Origin of the sequence: Polaromonas sp. (genome assembly GCF_030689685.1) — a bacterium.
Classification (GTDB): domain Bacteria; phylum Pseudomonadota; class Gammaproteobacteria; order Burkholderiales; family Burkholderiaceae_C; genus Polaromonas.
In genome coordinates this window covers 1-16,540 of the sequence record NZ_JAUYEY010000027.1, presented here as the reverse complement: position 1 = coordinate 16,540, position 16,540 = coordinate 1, and the positions used below count along the sequence as shown (strand labels likewise).

Sequence of the window (16,540 nt, the reverse complement as noted above, 5' to 3'; positions counted from 1 at the left end):
TCTAAAAATACAAGAGGGCGGGTGCACCGCAATGCACCCGCCCTGGTCAAGCTGATCTCAGATGGCGATGCCGGCCTTTTTAAGTTCCTGCCACACGCGGTAGGCCGAGTGTGGCATGTTGAAATGGGTTACCCCGAGATGCGCAAACGCATCGACCATGGCGCTCGTGAACGTCGGGATGCTGCCCACGTGAGGGGACTCGGCCACACCCTTGGCACCCAGAGGGTGGTGCGGCGAAGGCGTCACCGTGAAGTCGGTTTCCCATTTCGGCGTTTCCACAGCCGTCGGCAGGAAGTAGTCCATCAGCGAGTTACCCTGGATGTTGCCCTGCTTGTCGAAGGACAGCAGTTGCCCCATCGCCACCGCAAAACCCTCGGTCAGACCCCCATGAATCTGGCCCTCGATGATCATCGGATTGATGCGGGTGCCGCAGTCGTCGAGCGCATAAAAGCGGCGGATCTTGGTCTCGCCCGTGCCCTTGTCGATGTCCACCACGCACAGGTAGACGCCGAAGGGGAAGGTGAAATTGGGCGGGTCGTAATAATGCACAGCCTCCAGCCCCGGCTCCAGTCCGGGTGGCGGCTGGTTGTAGGCAGCCCAGGCAATGTCCTTCATGGTCTTGAACTTGTCGTCATTGCCACGCAGTTTGAAACGGTCGATTTCCCATTCGAGATCGGCTTCGCTGACTTCCAGCAGGTGCGCGGCGATCTTCTTGGCTTTCGCGTGGATCTTGCGCGAGGCCATCGCAATCGCGGCGCCGGCCACCGGCGTGGAGCGCGAACCATAGGTGCCAAGCCCGTAGGGTGCCGTACTGGTGTCACCCTCCTCGACCTGGATCACCTCGGACGGAATGCCAAGTTCAGTGGCAATGATCTGCGCATAGGTGGTCTGGTGCCCCTGCCCCTGCGAGATGGTGCCCATGCGGGCGATCGCGCTGCCGGTCGGGTGCACACGGATCTCGCACGAGTCGAACATGCCCACGCCCAGGATGTCGCACATCTTGCTCGGCCCCGCGCCGACGACCTCTGTGAAGGTGACCAGGCCGATGCCCATCAGCGTCGGGCATTTCGGATCCGCGCGCTTGAGCGCCTGCTCGGCGCGCAAGCCCTTGTAGTCCACCGCCTTGAGCACCTTGTCCAGCGCGGTCTGGTAGTCGCCCGAGTCGTATTCGAAACCAAACGCCGAGGTGTAGGGAAACTGCTCACGCTTGACGAAGTTCTTGGCACGGATCTCGGCCTTGTCCATATTGAGCTTCTGCGCCAGCACATCGACCATGCGCTCGACCAGGTAGACCGCCTCGGTCACACGGAACGAGCAGCGGTAAGCCACGCCACCCGGCGCCTTATTGGTGTAGACCCCATCGACCCGGCAGTAGGCGCTGGGAATGTCGTAACTGCCCGAGCAGATGTGGAACATGCCGGCCGGAAACTTGGTCGGGTCGGCACAGGCGTCAAAGGCGCCGTGGTCGGCGATCACATTGGTGCGCAGTGCCAGGATCTTGCCGTCGGCCGTGGCGGCCAGCTCGCCGGTCATGTGGTAGTCGCGGGCAAAGCCGGTGCTGGAGATGTTCTCGATGCGGTCTTCGATCCATTTCACCGGCCGGCCCAGCACGATGGAGGCGACGATGGCGCACACATAGCCGGGGTAGATCGGCACCTTGTTGCCAAAGCCGCCACCGATGTCCGGCGAGATGATGCGCACCTTCGACTCCGGAATGCCCGACAGCATCGATACCACGGTACGCACGATGTGCGGCGCCTGGCTGGTCAGCCAGGTGGTGAGTTCGCCGCGCACCGGGTCAAACGAGGCGACCGCACCACAGGTCTCCAGCGGACATGGGTGCACGCGGGGATAAAACATGTCCTGCTTGACCGTGACGGGCGCACCGGCAAAAACCGCATCGGTGGCTTCCTTGTCGCCGGCATCCCATGTGAAGATATGGTTGTGGTGGTAGCGCTTGCCGTGCGCACCCTCGGTTTTGCCGGCCAGGTCTTCACGCAGCACCGGCGCGCCGGGCTTGAGTGCCTCGAACGGGTCCACCACGGCCTGCAGTTCCTCGTATTCCACCTCGACGGCTTCCACGCCGTCGGCAGCCGCATAACGGTCTTCGGCAATCACCACCGCCACTTCCTGCATCTGGAAATGCACTTTTTCATCGGCCAGCACCGCCTGCACGTCACCGGCCAGGGTAGGCATCCAGTGCAGCTTGAGCGGCTTGAGGTCGTCGGCGGTCAGCACCGCAATCACGCCGGGGATTTTGAGCGCTTCTTCCTTGTTGATGCGCTTGATCCGGGCATGGGCCACCGGCGAGCGCACGATGTCCATGAACACCATGTTGGGCAGCTTGATGTCATCGACGTAGTTGCCCTTGCCCTGGATGAAGCGCGCATCTTCCTTGCGCAGGCGGGACTCACCCATGCCCATCAGGGCTTTTTCACGGTCACTCATTGGTGCGTTCATACCTGTCTCCTTGATGGACGTCCGCGCTTACGCGGCGACCTTGTTTTGTTGCAGTGCCCGGGCTGCGTGCAGCACAGCCTTGACGATGTTCTGGTAACCGGTACAACGGCACAGATTGCCCGACATGCCGGAACGCACTTCCTCCTCGGTCGGGTCGGGGTTGTCCTGCAGGAAACGGTAAGCACGCATCAGCATGCCCGGGGTGCAGAAGCCGCATTGCAGCCCGTGCTCCCTGTAGAAGCCCTCCTGCACCGCATGCAGAACACCGGCATTGGCCAAGCCCTCGACGGTCTTGATGTCGCTGCCATCACACTGCACGGCCAGATGGGTACAAGACTTGACGGATTGACCGTCGATGTCCACCGTACAGGCACCGCAGTGGCTGGTTTCGCAACCGATGTGTGCACCGGTCAGGTTCATCTTCTCGCGCAGAAAATGCACCAGCAGTGTGCGCGGTTCGACCGCCTCTTCCACCTTGCGGCCATTGATGGTCATTGAAACAATTTTCTTGGTCATCGCTTGTGTCTCCTGTTCTTCTTTGGGTTCAGCGGCAGCGGGCGGCAGCGGCGCTGATCGCTCGCTTGGTCATTTGGCCCGCCATCGCTGTCTTGTACTCAACGTCGCCACGCAGGTCCTCCGCCGGGTCGCAGACAGCGCGCACCGCCTTGGCCACAGCGTCCAGCGTGGCGTCATTCACGGGCTTGCCGATCAGGGCCGCCTCGGCATCACGGGCGCGCAGCGCAGTCGGCGCCACATTGGTCAGAGCTATGCTGGCTTGCGTCACCACGCCACCGGCCATGCGCAGAACCACTGCCGCACCGGCGGTCGCCCAGTCCCCCGTTTTACGCTTGAGCTTCTGATAGGCATAACCGGTACCGGGCAGGAACGGAGCCACCAGAATGGCGGTCAGAATTTCGTTCTCGGCCAGCGCCGTCATGTAGGTGCCCTGGAAGAAATCAACGGCCAAAACCCGACGCTCACCAGCCGGCCCCTGTAGTACAAACGTAGCATCCAGCGCCATCGCTATCGCGGGATGGTCGTTGCCGGGGTCGCCGTGGGCAATGTCACCGCCGATGGTGCCGCGGTTACGCACCTGAGGGTCGGCAATGAGCAGGGCCGCCTCGGGCAACAGCGGCAGGCGGTCCTGCAAAAGTCTGGAAGCTATCAGCTCGTTTTCAGTCGTCATCGCGCCGATGCGGATCTGGCCGCCTTCCTCCCGGATGCCACGCAATTCGGGAATCCGGTTGATGTCAATCAGCGCTCCCGGCTGGGCAAAACGCAGCTTCATCATGGGCAACAGGCTGTGTCCGCCGGCCAGAAGCTTGGCATCGTCGCCCAGCTCAGTCAGCAGCGAAAGCGCCTCGCCAATGGAGCGAGGCGCATGGTAGGCAAATGAGGGGGGAATCACTTTGTCTCCTTATACGGCCCGAGGACCTTTAGAAGCGCACTCTAGCGCCAGCCGATTCAGCTGGGGAAGCTAAGCAATCAACCGTCGTTCACGCCGCACGAACGGCAACGAGAGCGCACGAATGAAAAATACGTCGTGAAAAACCGGTTTTCGGCCAACCGAAAGATCAGGCCTTGACCGCAACCGCGTCTGTCAGCCCCAGGTGCTCCATCAGGCGCGGCGCACTTGCGCGCGACACCGGAATCTCGACCGGCGGGGACCCCATCATGCGCAGCGTCATGCGGCCGTCGCCACGCACGATTTCATCCACATGGGACAGGTTGACGATGTAGCTGCGATGCACCCGCAGGAACAGCTGCGGATCGAGCCGGCTCTCCAGGTCACCAATATTGAGGTTGCAGAACTGGCTGCCATGACCGGTATGCACCCAGGTGTAATGCCCTTCCGAGCGGATAAACGAGACACTGGGCACATCCACCAGCAGCACCCTGTTTTGTTTGATGGTCGGAATCTTGCGCAATTGACGCTTTTGCCCGCCTTCACGCGTGCTACGCGTGGCGCCGCCATCCACCTCCTGGCTCACCACCTCGGTGATGTCATAGAAAACCAGGGTATAGCCCGTGGTGGCGCCCTGGGCATCCCCGATCTTGGACACCTTGATCAACAACACCCGGTCCGGAATATTGATCATCATGGCCATGGGCGGCGCGTTGTTCACCGGGCACTCCGCTTGCCCCAGCAGAAACTTCACCTTGGCCTGGGCTGCTTCGGGATGAAAAGAGGTCACGAGCTTGCCAAACGGCATTTTGTCCTGCACGGGCAAGCTGCGCCGCGCATAGTCATTCATGCCCATTACCCGCAATTCGAGGTCGAGATGAACCACGCCGACGTCAAATCGCTCCAGCAGATAAAGCCATGAACTTGAAGGTGCGGCGGAAGCGGAGCCAGTGGGGCAGGTTTTCATCAAAATACCATGTTGTAGTCAAGCCAGCGCCACCGCAAACCGCTTTCGTGCCCCCAAACGGACACTCATGCATTCCAGGCGCGCTTCGTTAACACGCTGGGCGGCAAAGCCATGCAGCGGCTAAAGTTTTGGTTCATGAAGAAGCAACTGCTCCCCTCTTTTGTCCACCAGCTACAGGATGTTGATGCGGCCACGTCGGTGTTGCCATGGGGTTTACCCGAATTCAGACGCCCTGCGCGCTCACCCCTGACGGCAGGATGGCTTCAATGACTCTCCACCGATGAATACCCACCCTCACTGGCTGGCGCGCGGCATCGGCTCGGCCGCCCTGACCCCGGCCCTTCTGGTTTTGCTGGCTGGGCTCACACTCTGGTCGCTTGGTCAGTACGGCCCGGTGGGCAACAAAAACCTCCCCGCGATTGTTGTTCTCACACTTGCGGCGGTGGCGGCAGGATGCGCCGCCCTGGCCTGGGTCCGACCGCAACGCGCCGGATTGTCACCGCCCCATGTGATGCTGTCGCTCGGCTTCGGCGGCATGTTGCTGGGCCTGCTCTACGACATCTACCATGCAGGCCCCGCCAGACTGGACAGCCTGTGCGCACAATCAGCTTCTCTTGGTTTCGTGGACAGCTTCCGGCTGCACCTTGAATTGCTGCCCGGCATGCACGCGGGCATGCTGGCCGGAGGGCTGCTCGCCATCCCCAGCCTGCGGCTGCTCAGGCCGCACTGTGGCCGGTATCTGTGTTCGCTGTTTGCACAGAACCTGCTGTGTTCCGGCTGGATGCTGGCCGGCATGACTGCGGGCGCGCTGTGGTTTTCGCGCTGGCAACTGTCCACCGGCACAAGTACCCTGCCGGGCATGCTGGGCGGCATGATCGTCGGCATGACCTGGGGCATGGTGATCAGTGTGGCGCTGTACCGGGGTTTCTTCACCCTGCGCAACCGCGTTTGACCGGGCCGCGTCGCCAAAAGCCTGTCACACCGGCGGTCCCGCCGCAGCGCGGAATACGAACACACCTGTCGCGGGCTTGGGCTACAGTTGCCGTTCAAACAACAGCCGACCCCGGACAGCACCACCCCGCCATGAACGATCTCTCCGCCTTTCCCATCACCCGTAAATGGCCGGCACTGCATCCCGAGCACATCCAGCTTTATTCACTGCCCACGCCCAACGGCGTCAAGGTCTCGATCATGCTGGAAGAAACCGGCCTGCCCTACGAGCCGCACCTGGTGGACTTTGCCACCAACGACCAGATGTCACCGGAGTTCATCTCGCTGAGCCCCAACAACAAGATCCCGGCCATCCTCGACCCGAACGGCCCGGGCGGCAAGCCGCTGGGCCTGTTCGAGTCCGGTGCCATCCTGATCTACCTGGCCGAAAAAACCGGGAAATTCCTGCCGCCTGACGCCGCCGGCCGTTATGAAACCCTCCAGTGGCTGATGTTCCAGATGGGCGGCATCGGCCCGATGTTCGGCCAGCTCGGCTTCTTCCACAAGTTCGCCGGCAAGGACTACGACGACAAGCGCCCGCGCGACCGCTACGTGGCCCAATCGAAACGGCTGCTCGGTGTGCTGGAGCGGCGGCTGGCCGGCCGGACCTGGATCATGGGCGACGACTACACCATCGCCGACATCGCCACCTTCGGCTGGGTGCGCAACCTGATCGGGTTCTACGCGGCCGGTGAGCTGGTCGGCATCAAGGACTTTCCGAACGTGCTGCGTGTGCTGGAAACCTTTGTGGCGCGGCCGGCGGTCATCAAGGGTCTGGGCATACCGGCGCGGACATGACCGCCATGCCTGTGGGCAAAGTCCACAGGGCATGAATCGCACAACAGGGTTCAGCTGGGCTCTAGTTGCCACGCCTTGCACGACCCAGGCGCTGCCCCAGCATCCGCACCAGTTCCAGCCAGACCAGACACAGTGCCACCAGCACGGCCGCGAGCGCCAGTTCCCGGGCGCCCGGCAGGGCAAGCCCCATCAAGCCCCATCAGGCCCCGCAGCCACGGCAGGTCGAGCACCGCCACCAATAGCGTGACCATCGCAGAGGCAATGCGCCATAGCCAGGTCGTTGGCGCCATTGCCGACAGAAAGGCAGGTCGGGCCGGGTTGCGGTTGGCCAAAATCAGCAGCAGTACATTCAGCACCAGCGTGCCAAACACAACTGTCCGGATTTGCGCAGCACTCCCGCCATGGGCGCTCAACCACGCGGTGCATAGAAGCAGCACTACCGCGATGCCCACGCCCTGCAACACCGCGTAGGCGAGCGCAGCCGGCGCAAAGGGGGAGTCGCTCGCCGGGCGGGGCGGACGCTCCATCAGGCCGGGGGCTTCAGGCTCAGCCTCCAGAACCACCGCACAGGTCGGGTCGATCAACAGCTGTAGCAGCACGATATGCACCGGCAGCAACAACGCAGGCCATTGCAGCAGCGTGGGCACCAGCGCCAGTGCGATGATGGGAACGTGCACGGCAAACACAAAGCGCGTGGCCTTGCGGATGTTGTCGTCAATGCGCCGGCCCTGGCGGATGGCGGCCACGATGCGCGCAAAGCTGTCGTCGAGCAGCACCAGCGCGGCGGCCTCGCGTGCCACGTCGGTGCCACGCTCGCCCATGGCAATGCCCACGTCTGCGGCCTTGAGTGCGGGCGCGTCGTTGACGCCGTCGCCAGTCATGGCCACCACCTCGCCATCGGTGCGCAGCATCTGCACCAGGCGCAGCTTGTGCTGGGGTTTCAGGCGCGCGCACAGGTCCACATGGCGCAGCCGCTGGCGCAGGGCGGCATCGTCCAGGGCTTCGATCTCGGCGCCGGTCATCAAGTCGGGGCGCTCCGACAGGCCGACCTGGCGCGCGATGGCCAGGGCCGTGGCGGGGTGGTCGCCGGTCATCATGATCACGCGCACACCGGCCTGCCGGCATTCGGCCAGCGCGGCAGGCACCTCGGCGCGTGGCGGGTCGGCCAGGGCGACCAGGCCGAGAAACTCGAAATCGAAATCGTGCTGGCTTTGCGGCCAGGGTGGCGCCGCGTCCGGCGCGGTGGCTTGCCCGCTCCAGCGCCCGCGCGCCACGCCGAGCACGCGCAGACCGCGTTCTGCCATGATTTCCACCTGCCGGCCGATGGCATCGCGCTGCGCCGCGTCGAGGTGACACAGGTCGGCCACGGCCTCAGGCGCACCCTTGGTGGCCAGCAGGTGCTGCGAGGGGTCGGCACTGGCAAACACGCGCGTCATAGCCAGAATTTCTCCGGACAGCGCGTATTCAAACTCGGGCTGGCGGCCGTGGTGCACATGCTCGGTACCGGCCAGCCAGTGGTGGCCAAAATGCTGGATGGCCTTTTCCATCGGGTCGAACGGATCACCGGGCGTGGCCAGCATGGCAAATTCCACCAGTGGGTGGAATTCTTCGACCAGGCTGTCGGCATCTTCCGGCCGGAAGTTCGCGTCGGCCGTGGCGAGCTCGGCCACCGCCATGCGGTTCACCGTCAGCGTGCCGGTCTTGTCCACAGCGAGCACGGTGATGGCGCCCAGCGCCTCAACGGCGGTGACGCGCCGCGTCAGCACCTTGTGCCGGGAGATGCGCCACGCGCCCAGCGCCAGGAAAACGGTAAGGATGACCGGGATCTCCTCGGGCAGGATGGCCATGGCCAGCGCAATGCCGGAGAGCAGGCTCTCCAGCAGCGGCCGGTCGTTCCACCACCAGCCCAGCAGGACCTGGGCGCTGGCCAGCAGCAGCGCGGCCACACCGAGCTGGCGCACCAGCTTGCGCGATCGCTGCTGAAGCGCCGAAGGCGGCTCGGTGGTGGCGGCCAGGTCGGTGCCGATGCGCCCGACCGCGGTGTGGGCAGCGGTGGCGCAAACCTCGGCCAGACCCACGCCGCGCGTGACCACGGTGCTGGCAAACAGGCCTGGCGTGCCGTCGCCGCCCGGCGCGGGGGCGGTGGCATCCCCGGCCCCCAGTGCCGGCAGCTTGGTCACAGGCGCGGCCTCGCCCGTGAGCAGCGATTCATCAACCTCCAGCTGGCCGTCCACCAGCAGCGCATCGGCGGCAATGCGGTCGCCCTCGTGCAACACCAGCAAGTCACCCAGCACCACCTCGCGTCCGGCAATGCGCTGCTCCTGGCCGTCCCGTATCACCAGGGCACGCGGGGCCGACAGGTCGCGCAGCGACTCCAGCGCGCGCTGCGTTTTGCGCTCCTGCACCAGCGTGATGCCGATGACCACAAACACAAAGCTCAACAGGAACAGCGCCTCACCCCGGTCGCCCAGCGCCAGGTAGATGCCACCGGCGGCCAGCAGCATCAGGAACATCGGTTCGGTGACCACTTCGCGCACGATGGCAGCGGTGGACTTGGGTTCGCTGCCGGGCAGCAGGTTGGGCCCCTGATCGGCGAGGCGGCGTGCGGCCTCGCCTGCACTCAGGCCCTGGCGGGAAAATGCCTCGGGCATGCCGCTGGGGGGCTGGGGCCGGTGAGGCGCTGGAGTGGGCATGGCCTGTTTTTCGGTCCGGGTTTAGGCAAGTGGCGGCCACGGCGGCATGGCTCTCATTTTCGGATGGTAGACGAGTCTGCGTTTAACCGGCCAGGAATAGGGTCCCCTACGCCCGCCCCTCCGCAGACGGCCGGAACCGCCCCGGGGATGGGTGTATAACCAGAAGCCTTGGGTGATGCGCGGCATTTCAAAAAACGCGCATGACCCCATCACCCCGAACCAGCCAGGCGCATGCAAGCGCCGCAACACCAAGGAATTTCAAGCATGGGCGCGCAGTGGAAAGCAAAAGGCAAGGAACTGGCAGCCAATGCCAAGGGCAAACTGTTTGGCCGACTGGCCAAGGACATCATGATCGCGGCGCGCAATGGCGCCGACCCGGCATCGAACGCACGCCTGCGGCTGGTTGTCGAGCAGGCCCGCAAGGTTTCCATGCCCAAGGAGACCCTGGAGCGCGCCATCAAGAAAGGTGCCGGCCTCACGGGAGATACGGTTCATTATGAACACGTGATTTACGAAGGTTTCGCACCGCACCGCGTCCCCGTCATGGTCGAATGCCTGACCGACAACCTGAACCGCACCGCCCCCGAAATGCGCGTGTTGTTCCGCAAGGGGCAGCTGGGCACCTCCGGCTCGGTGTCCTGGGATTTCGACCATGTCGGCATGATCGAGGCCGAGCCCACGGCAACGGGCGCCGACCCCGAGCTGGCCGCGATTGAAGCTGGTGCCCAGGACTTTGAGCCCGGCGACGAAGAAGGCGTGACGATGTTTTTCACCGACGCCACCGATCTTGATCTGGTCAGCCGCGCATTGCGGGCGCAGGGCTTCACCGTGTTGTCCGCCAAGCTCGGCTACAAGGCCAAGAACCCGGTGGACCCCACCACTCTGAGCGCCTCGGTTATGGAAGAAGTGGAAGCTTTCCTCGCCGCCATCGATGCGAACGACGATGTACAGAATGTCTTTGCGGGTTTGGCGGGCTGAGGCCGGCAAGACCACATCACGGAAAATTACTACCGATTCGCGTTAATTGAAAAAATATCCATGAACGAAGCCACTAAACGCCCCCCACTGCCCCCTCCCCCGACCGTCTGTCCGTTGACCCGCGCAGCCCCCACCACGTCGCCGCCGTTTTCGACCATGAGGTGGGCATCCGCTTCAACGACAAGGAGCGCTCCGATGTCCAGGAATATTGCATCAGCGAGCGCTGGGTCAAGGTGCCGGCCGGCAAGGCGCTGGACCGCAAGGGCCAGCCGCTGATGATCAAGCTGAAAGGCAAGGTCGAAGCGTTTTATCGGTAACTAAACCTCACCCTGATCCCAACTCGTCAAAGAACCGCTTCCAGGCCTTTGCGGTCCAGCAGACTGAGCAATTTCAGAGGGGTGCCACTGGGGGTGCTTTTCGCCGCCTTCCCATTTGCGCACGGTTGACAGGCTGGTGTTCAAAACAGAAGCCAGCACGGCCTGACTCAGCTGAAGGTGGTCGCGTAAAACGCGGATTTTCTCGCTGTCGCAGCCCACAACGCGGCTCACTGGCCCTTGATGCTTTGCTTCAAGGCCTCGAAGCTGCTGTTGACCTTGGGGGTCAGCAACAGACCTGTCTTGTCCTGCTTGGCGACACCTTCGACCTCAAAGCGGTCCGCCAGTTCGGTGTAGAAAATCATGCCGTTCAGCTTGCCGCCGCTCTGCGCGATGTTCTCACCCCCGAACCACACGATGGGCGCCTTGGTACCCGGCGGCATGAACGACACCGGGTACACGAGGATGGGCACCTTGTAGGCGTTGGCCAGCTCGGCGGCGACCTGGATGTTGTTATTGCAGCGCAGACCCGGCGGGTCGTTGCTCACCAGAGTGAGTACCTTGCGGCCATCGATTTCGATCGGGCCGGGCGGGTTTTGGGCCAGGCCCGGCAGATGCGAAAGCAACACTATCGCAGCGACAGCCAGAGTTTTGGTTGTGGTTTTCATGCTTGTCTTTCTGTTATACGGTTCACTTGCGGTCTTTGGTGGCGCGGGCATACGCATCCAGCCCGCTGCGGGCTTTCCACTCTGCGTAGCCGCCGTGCAGGATGCGCACGTTTTCGTAACCTGCCATTCGCAGCGCCATGGCGACCTGACCAGAGAACGAACCGGTATTGCAGTACGCCAGAATGGTCCTGTCCTTGGGCAGTTTAGAGCGCTCGGCGAAGACCTTGCGCCATTCAATGTTGACCGCGCCCGGGATGTGCTCCTTCGCGAATTGACCCGCATCACGCACGTCAAGCACATACAAGCGCTTGTAGTCCTCTGACGGAATCTGTTCGGCTGCAATGGTGCCGCTGTTGTAGTCGGCAAATTCAAAGTAGGACTCCAGCGCCTCGGTACTGGCCTTGTCTAGCTGGGCGTGCGCGGCCAGCGGTAGCGCGGCGCACGCGGCCAGGGCGGCGGACACGGCCAGGCGGCGCGAACCCATGGTGAAGAAGTTCAGGGTCAAGGGATGTCTCCAGGTTGAAGTGGGTTTGGGTCAATCAATTCGCGGGGTTGAGCCGGGGATGGGTCTCTTCGCCCCAGTGGTAAAGCACGGCACCAGACAGCAACATCGCCACGGCAACAAACCAGAAAGCGCTTTCGATGCGACCGCCCAAGGCCGCAGCCGCACCCAAGCCCAGGGCACCGATGCCGTAACCGAGGTCGCGCCAGAAACGGTAAATGCCAATCGCAGAAGCACGCCAGCTAGGGTGGGCAATGTCGGCCACCGCCGCGCTGAGGTTGGGGTACAGCATGGCCATGCCGAGTCCGGCAATTGCGGCGGAGGCGCTCCACCACGCCGACCCGTGGCCCAGCGGCAGCAGCGCAACGCCAGCGCCGCACAGCCACATGCCCCAGGCGTTCAGGTGATGCCGGCCCACACGGTCGGACAGCCTGCCGGTGACAAGCTGGGCGCCGCCCCAGGTGAAACCGTAAACACCGACGATCCAGCCGATGCCGGGCAGGCTGACGCCTTGCTGATGCAGATAGAGCGGCCAGAACGCCCAGACCAGCGCATCAACAAACTTCTCGACCATTCCCGCCTGGCACAGCGCTGCCATGCGGCGGTCTCGCCAGCTCATGAGGGCAAACATTTCCCGGGTCGATGGCTGCGCACTGACACCCGTCGGATAACGCGGCCGAAAAGCTTGTTCCAAAGGTGCTGCCGCGTGGCGTTTAACTTCGGCATGGGCCCAGGGCAGCGTCTCCTTCACGCCCAACCAGGCCAGCAGCGTTGCCAGGCCGATGACGACCGCACCAAACCACAGCAGACCTTCGCGGGGGCCCAGCAGCGAGGCGGCATAACCCGTCACCACACCGGCAATGGCAACACCTACATAACCGGCAAACTCGTTGAGCCCGATGACCAGCCCGCGCTGGTCGGCGCGGGTGATGTCGAGCTTGGCCGTCTGTGTCATTGACCAGGTCAGGCCCTGGTTCACACCCAGCAGGATGGTTGCCAGCACAATCCAGCTCCAGGACGTTGCGAAGTAAACGACCAGCGGAATGGGCAGCGCCACCAGCCAGCCCACCAGCAGCACGCGCCGACGGCCCAGGCGCTCGGCCAGGCGGCCTGCGACGAAGTTCATTGCGCCCTTGACGAAACCAAAGGCAACGACAAAAGCCACCAACAGCATGAAGGAGCCACGCGGTACGCCAAACTCGGTCTCAGCCAGCGCCGGAACCACGTTGCGCATCATCCCGATGGTCATGCCCACGAACAGCACCTGCAGCAACTGCTGCAGCACCTGGCCGAGGTTGGTGCGGATACCGTAGTCCATCTGCGCCCGGCTCAGGCAAGCGCCGGCTCCGGGGCCGTTCCATGCAGATTGGCATCCATGATGCGGGCCATGTCCTGGGGCGGCTGCGGGATGTCTGCCGTGACTGCGTTCACGAAGGCTTCGCGCGACATCGACAGCACGGGGTTGAAGCGTTTCTCGAAACCTATGGTCGATGCGGGCTTACCGGACAAGCCGGCGCCACAGGCACTGCCGGCCTGGTGACCGGGATAGATTTCAAGGTCGGCGGGCAGGGTCAGCAGTTTGGCATGCAGGCTGTCGTGCAGTTGGCCCGCCATCTCCCGCGCGCGGCCTGCCAGGTCGGGGCGGCCCACCGCGCCCACAAACAAGGTGTCGCCGCTGATGACGAACCAGGGCTCGTTGCTCCGCCGCAGGTCGCGCACCAGCAGACAGATGCTGTCTGGCGTATGACCCGGCGTGTGCAGCACGTCGATCACCACATTGCCCGCCTCCAGACGCTGGCCATCCGTCAACGGCGCGAACCCGAAGGAAACCCGCTCCTTGTTGCTCTCGTGCAGGTAATACGGCGCACCGGCCAACCCTGCCAGTGCCGGGCCGCCCGAGTAGTGATCGGCATGCACATGGGTGTCGATGACGTGGGCAATCCTGACGCCCGCCTTCTCTGCCTCGGCCAGGAACCAGTCTTCGTCACCGGCAACCACGTCAACGGCCACCGCTTTCGCCAGGCCTGCACAGCCAAAAAAGTAAGAGAGGGTGGCGTTTTCCGCCGGTCGTTGTTTAAAGAACATGTTTGTCTCCTGAATCAGAACACCAGGGCTTTGTCGGCCCAGACCGTCCAATGGCTGAGTTCGTCCATGGTGCTTCGGTGCGCGCCGGGGACCAGGTCGTCGGTACCGATACCGCGTGCGTCCATGCAGGTGCCGCAAACACCGATGACGCCGCCGTGGCTCACCACCGCGCCGAGCATGACTTCGAGGTTGTAAAAGCCGCTGGGCACCTTCTGGAGCCGGTGCGCAGCCGACACTGCGTCACCAATGAGGTAGATACGAACCTCATTGCCGGTTTGCTTGGCCAGTGCACCGGCCAGGCGGGAGCCGTTGTAAGTGCGCTCGCTGCCGTAGGGTGCGTCGTTCAGGATGAGCAGTGTCTTCATGGCGATACCTCAGCTTGACTGTTCGATGGGCAGGCCACTGGCGCGCCATTCCGCCACGCCGTCGGTCAGGTGAAACGCGCTGTAACCCTTCTTGCGCAACAGCTCGACCGCATCCCTGGCCATCAGGCAGAAGGGCCCGCGGCAATAGGCGACGACCGGCACATCTTTGGGAAGCTCTTTCAGCCGCTTGCGCAGTTCGTCCATGGGCAGCGAGCGGGCATGTGGCAAATGCGCGGTGGCGAACTCCTCTTGCGGCCGTACGTCCAGAACCAGGACCTCACCGGCCTTGGCTTTCTTCAGGATGGCGGCGCGGTCGACGCCCTCCAGTTCATCGCCATGATTGACGATGGAGGCCAGCGCCATCTGGAGCTCGACGAGTCGCTCCTCCGCCTCGGACCGCAGGTTCACCCAGAGGTCGGCCACGCTGTTGCTGGCCAGGCGGTACAGGACGTATTTGCCCTCCTTGCGCGTCTCGGCGAGTCGCGCCAAGCGCAGCTGCTTCAGGTGGGCGCTCGCGAGCTTGACGCTGATTTCAGACTGCGCCGCGAGCACTTCGACGGTTTTCTCGCCCTGGCACAGCAGCTCAATAAGCTCCAGGCGCTTGGGGCTGGCCACAGCCTTGCCGATACGGGCAACCTGCTCGTACAAATGGTCTTTGATTTGTCTCATGCCATTAATCTAACGTTTGTTAGATTGTTTGTCAACCTGTGAAATTTCCGTGATTGGCGCGCTCGGTTTCTACCGCCTGGCCGTGATCATGGTCGAGGTCTACCTCCAGCGAACGGCCCCTCCCTTATGGCTGGATCTGTTAAACATCCCACTGATCGAGCCGGGTTTGGATCCACCGGTCCTTTCAACCGGTTCTTCCGGGAGCGTTGTGGGATGACGCCTTCCGAGTTTCGTGAGCGATGCATACTGGGTTCGGTCACGCTGTCCTTGATGTCAAAAGACGCATAGAGCGTGCATCTGCTGAGGGGAAAACGCAGACTCGTTCCTGTCCACGTCGCCAAATGGACCTTTCTCCATTACCGGCGGTCGCTCACAGCTATCAAAAGAAGAGCGCCCTGGCCAGCAGGAGGTCAATGGTCGGCGACGGTAGCGCCCACAATCGCATGGCGCGCGAGCGAAGCAGCAACAAAGCCACTGCGTTTCATGCGGGCGACAAAATCATCCAGAAAGGCGGCCGCTGCAGCGCTGCGCGCCCTCGGCATGGCCATCGCCTGATTGATCACCATGAAGCGCTCGCCCAGCAGGCGCACGCCGCCGACACGATGGGCGTCCGCCTCCAGACCCTGCTTCACGCCGGCCGACACTTCCATGCCGTCCTTGAGCATGGCATCGACCACGGCTTCCGAGGTCGGCACGGGCACCAGTGTGGCGTGCTGGATGTGCCGCTGCAGGTACAGGCCGTAGGCACTTCCCGCGCCCATCACGATGCGCGTGCCGGCGCGGTCCACGTCGGTGTTGGTCTGAATCGGCGAGCCTCCAGGAACGAGGTAGTAAGCCTCGATCTGCACATAGGCCGGCGTGAAATGCGTGGTCTCGGCGCGTAGCGGATCAATCGCCATGAAGCCGATGTCGGCCTCGCCGCTGGCCAGCGCAGCGACCGATTTGGCGGCGGTGTCGAACTGCAAAAAATCAACCGCCACGCCCAGCTCATGCGCAAATTCACGCGACAGGTCGATGGTGACGCCGGCCGGCTTTTCCGTGGCCGTGTGGCTGTGCGCCAGTACCGGGTTGCCCATGTTCAGCGAAGCGCGCAGCGTGCCCGCAGGCGCGAACTCTTTGGCCAGATCAGTCATCCAGGAACCCTCCCTTGTAGAAACTCCACGCGGTGCCGTCGTGCAAATAAAAATAGCCGTCGGCGCAGTCATCCTTGCCGGGAAAAAACTCCCTGTGCGCCTTGGGCACAAGACGCTCAAGCTGCGCGTCGGAGAGTTCGTCGAACTCCTCGGGAGTGATGGGTTGGCCGATCCGGAGTTTGCGTTCCATGGGCGCTATTTTAGAGGAGCGCCACGCCCGCAGCCGCCCCGCAGCCGCCCCTCAGCGCGCGCACCTGCGCCGCCGTGCCGCTGGTCAGGCCCCAGGCTGTAGCCGCCTTCACGCACAGACACCACGCGGCCCCTGGCGGTTTCGTCGGCCACTTTCATCAGCTTGCGCGTGGTTCGGTGGTGTATCGTCGCTAGTCTTACTGTGTCATAAGTTTAGTCTCGGACTTATCCAATGGCAATGCGGGCAATGACCCAGGGCGCTTGCGAGTGCGACGCTCAGCAGCAGGCGCAGCGTTGTGATCGAGCTTGGCACGTGACGCTGCG

17 protein-coding genes are annotated in these 16,540 nt (G+C 63.3%); 4 read left to right on the top strand and 13 right to left on the bottom strand.

Annotated elements, in window-relative coordinates; translation table 11 throughout:
• Positions 1–57 precede the first annotated feature (57 nt).
• The 4 genes from Q8O29_RS06665 to Q8O29_RS06650 form a co-directional block, all read right to left on the bottom strand.
• The gene (locus tag Q8O29_RS06665) at positions 58–2,460 is read right to left on the bottom strand and encodes an aerobic carbon-monoxide dehydrogenase large subunit (protein WP_305561279.1); all 2,403 of its coding nucleotides are present in this window, start codon (positions 2,458–2,460) and stop codon (positions 58–60) included.
• Between the two features lie 27 nt (positions 2,461–2,487).
• The gene (locus tag Q8O29_RS06660; protein WP_305561278.1) at positions 2,488–2,976 is read right to left on the bottom strand and encodes a (2Fe-2S)-binding protein; all 489 of its coding nucleotides are present in this window, start codon (positions 2,974–2,976) and stop codon (positions 2,488–2,490) included.
• Positions 2,977–3,004: 28 nt separating this feature from the next.
• Positions 3,005–3,868 carry a xanthine dehydrogenase family protein subunit M gene (locus tag Q8O29_RS06655; RefSeq protein ID WP_305561277.1) on the bottom strand — a complete coding sequence of 288 codons (864 nt, stop codon included), beginning with the start codon at positions 3,866–3,868 and terminating at the stop codon, positions 3,005–3,007.
• Between the two features lie 166 nt (positions 3,869–4,034).
• A complete protein-coding gene (locus Q8O29_RS06650; protein ID WP_305561276.1) occupies positions 4,035–4,832 on the bottom strand; it encodes a LytTR family transcriptional regulator in 798 nt (265 codons plus the stop codon).
• A gap of 280 nt (positions 4,833–5,112) precedes the next feature.
• On the opposite strand from Q8O29_RS06650, the gene Q8O29_RS06645 reads away from it, so the two are divergent.
• Both Q8O29_RS06645 and Q8O29_RS06640 read left to right on the top strand, forming a co-directional pair.
• Positions 5,113–5,784 (top strand): hypothetical protein, encoded by a 672-nt coding sequence (locus tag Q8O29_RS06645; protein WP_305561275.1) that lies wholly within the window; start codon positions 5,113–5,115, stop codon positions 5,782–5,784.
• A gap of 131 nt (positions 5,785–5,915) precedes the next feature.
• Complete coding sequence (locus Q8O29_RS06640; RefSeq protein WP_305561274.1) at positions 5,916–6,620, top strand: glutathione binding-like protein; 705 nt, start codon at positions 5,916–5,918, stop codon at positions 6,618–6,620.
• A 50-nt stretch (positions 6,621–6,670) separates the two neighbouring features.
• Here the strand turns inward: Q8O29_RS06640 and Q8O29_RS06635 are convergent, their stop codons facing one another.
• Positions 6,671–9,313, bottom strand: a complete 2,643-nt coding sequence (locus tag Q8O29_RS06635) for a cation-translocating P-type ATPase (protein WP_305561273.1) — start codon at positions 9,311–9,313, stop codon at positions 6,671–6,673.
• 264 nt (positions 9,314–9,577) lie between these two features.
• On the opposite strand from Q8O29_RS06635, the gene Q8O29_RS06630 reads away from it, so the two are divergent.
• Positions 9,578–10,291, top strand: coding sequence for a YebC/PmpR family DNA-binding transcriptional regulator (locus tag Q8O29_RS06630; protein ID WP_305561272.1), 714 nt, complete (start codon positions 9,578–9,580; stop codon positions 10,289–10,291).
• A 107-nt stretch (positions 10,292–10,398) separates the two neighbouring features.
• Positions 10,399–10,608, top strand: a complete 210-nt coding sequence (locus tag Q8O29_RS06625) for a DUF3297 family protein (protein ID WP_305561434.1) — start codon at positions 10,399–10,401, stop codon at positions 10,606–10,608.
• Positions 10,609–10,835: 227 nt separating this feature from the next.
• Here the strand turns inward: Q8O29_RS06625 and Q8O29_RS06620 are convergent, their stop codons facing one another.
• The 8 genes from Q8O29_RS06620 to Q8O29_RS06585 form a co-directional block, all read right to left on the bottom strand.
• Positions 10,836–11,273, bottom strand: coding sequence for a hypothetical protein (locus tag Q8O29_RS06620; protein WP_305561271.1), 438 nt, complete (start codon positions 11,271–11,273; stop codon positions 10,836–10,838).
• A 22-nt stretch (positions 11,274–11,295) separates the two neighbouring features.
• Positions 11,296–11,778, bottom strand: a complete 483-nt coding sequence (locus tag Q8O29_RS06615) for a rhodanese-like domain-containing protein (protein ID WP_305561270.1) — start codon at positions 11,776–11,778, stop codon at positions 11,296–11,298.
• Positions 11,779–11,812: 34 nt separating this feature from the next.
• On the bottom strand, positions 11,813–13,093 hold the full coding sequence (locus Q8O29_RS06610) for an MFS transporter (RefSeq protein WP_305561269.1): 1,281 nt from the start codon (positions 13,091–13,093) through the stop codon (positions 11,813–11,815).
• A gap of 11 nt (positions 13,094–13,104) precedes the next feature.
• Positions 13,105–13,860 carry an MBL fold metallo-hydrolase gene (locus Q8O29_RS06605; protein ID WP_305561268.1) on the bottom strand — a complete coding sequence of 252 codons (756 nt, stop codon included), beginning with the start codon at positions 13,858–13,860 and terminating at the stop codon, positions 13,105–13,107.
• A gap of 14 nt (positions 13,861–13,874) precedes the next feature.
• The gene (locus Q8O29_RS06600) at positions 13,875–14,225 is read right to left on the bottom strand and encodes a DsrE/DsrF/TusD sulfur relay family protein (protein ID WP_305561267.1); all 351 of its coding nucleotides are present in this window, start codon (positions 14,223–14,225) and stop codon (positions 13,875–13,877) included.
• A 9-nt stretch (positions 14,226–14,234) separates the two neighbouring features.
• Positions 14,235–14,894 carry a metalloregulator ArsR/SmtB family transcription factor gene (locus Q8O29_RS06595; protein WP_305561266.1) on the bottom strand — a complete coding sequence of 220 codons (660 nt, stop codon included), beginning with the start codon at positions 14,892–14,894 and terminating at the stop codon, positions 14,235–14,237.
• A gap of 410 nt (positions 14,895–15,304) precedes the next feature.
• A complete protein-coding gene (locus tag Q8O29_RS06590; protein ID WP_305561265.1) occupies positions 15,305–16,027 on the bottom strand; it encodes a transporter substrate-binding domain-containing protein in 723 nt (240 codons plus the stop codon).
• Positions 16,020–16,217, bottom strand: coding sequence for a hypothetical protein (locus tag Q8O29_RS06585; RefSeq protein WP_305561264.1), 198 nt, complete (start codon positions 16,215–16,217; stop codon positions 16,020–16,022). Before Q8O29_RS06585 ends, Q8O29_RS06590 begins: the two co-directional genes overlap by 8 nt.
• Between the last annotated feature and the right edge of the window lie 323 nt (positions 16,218–16,540).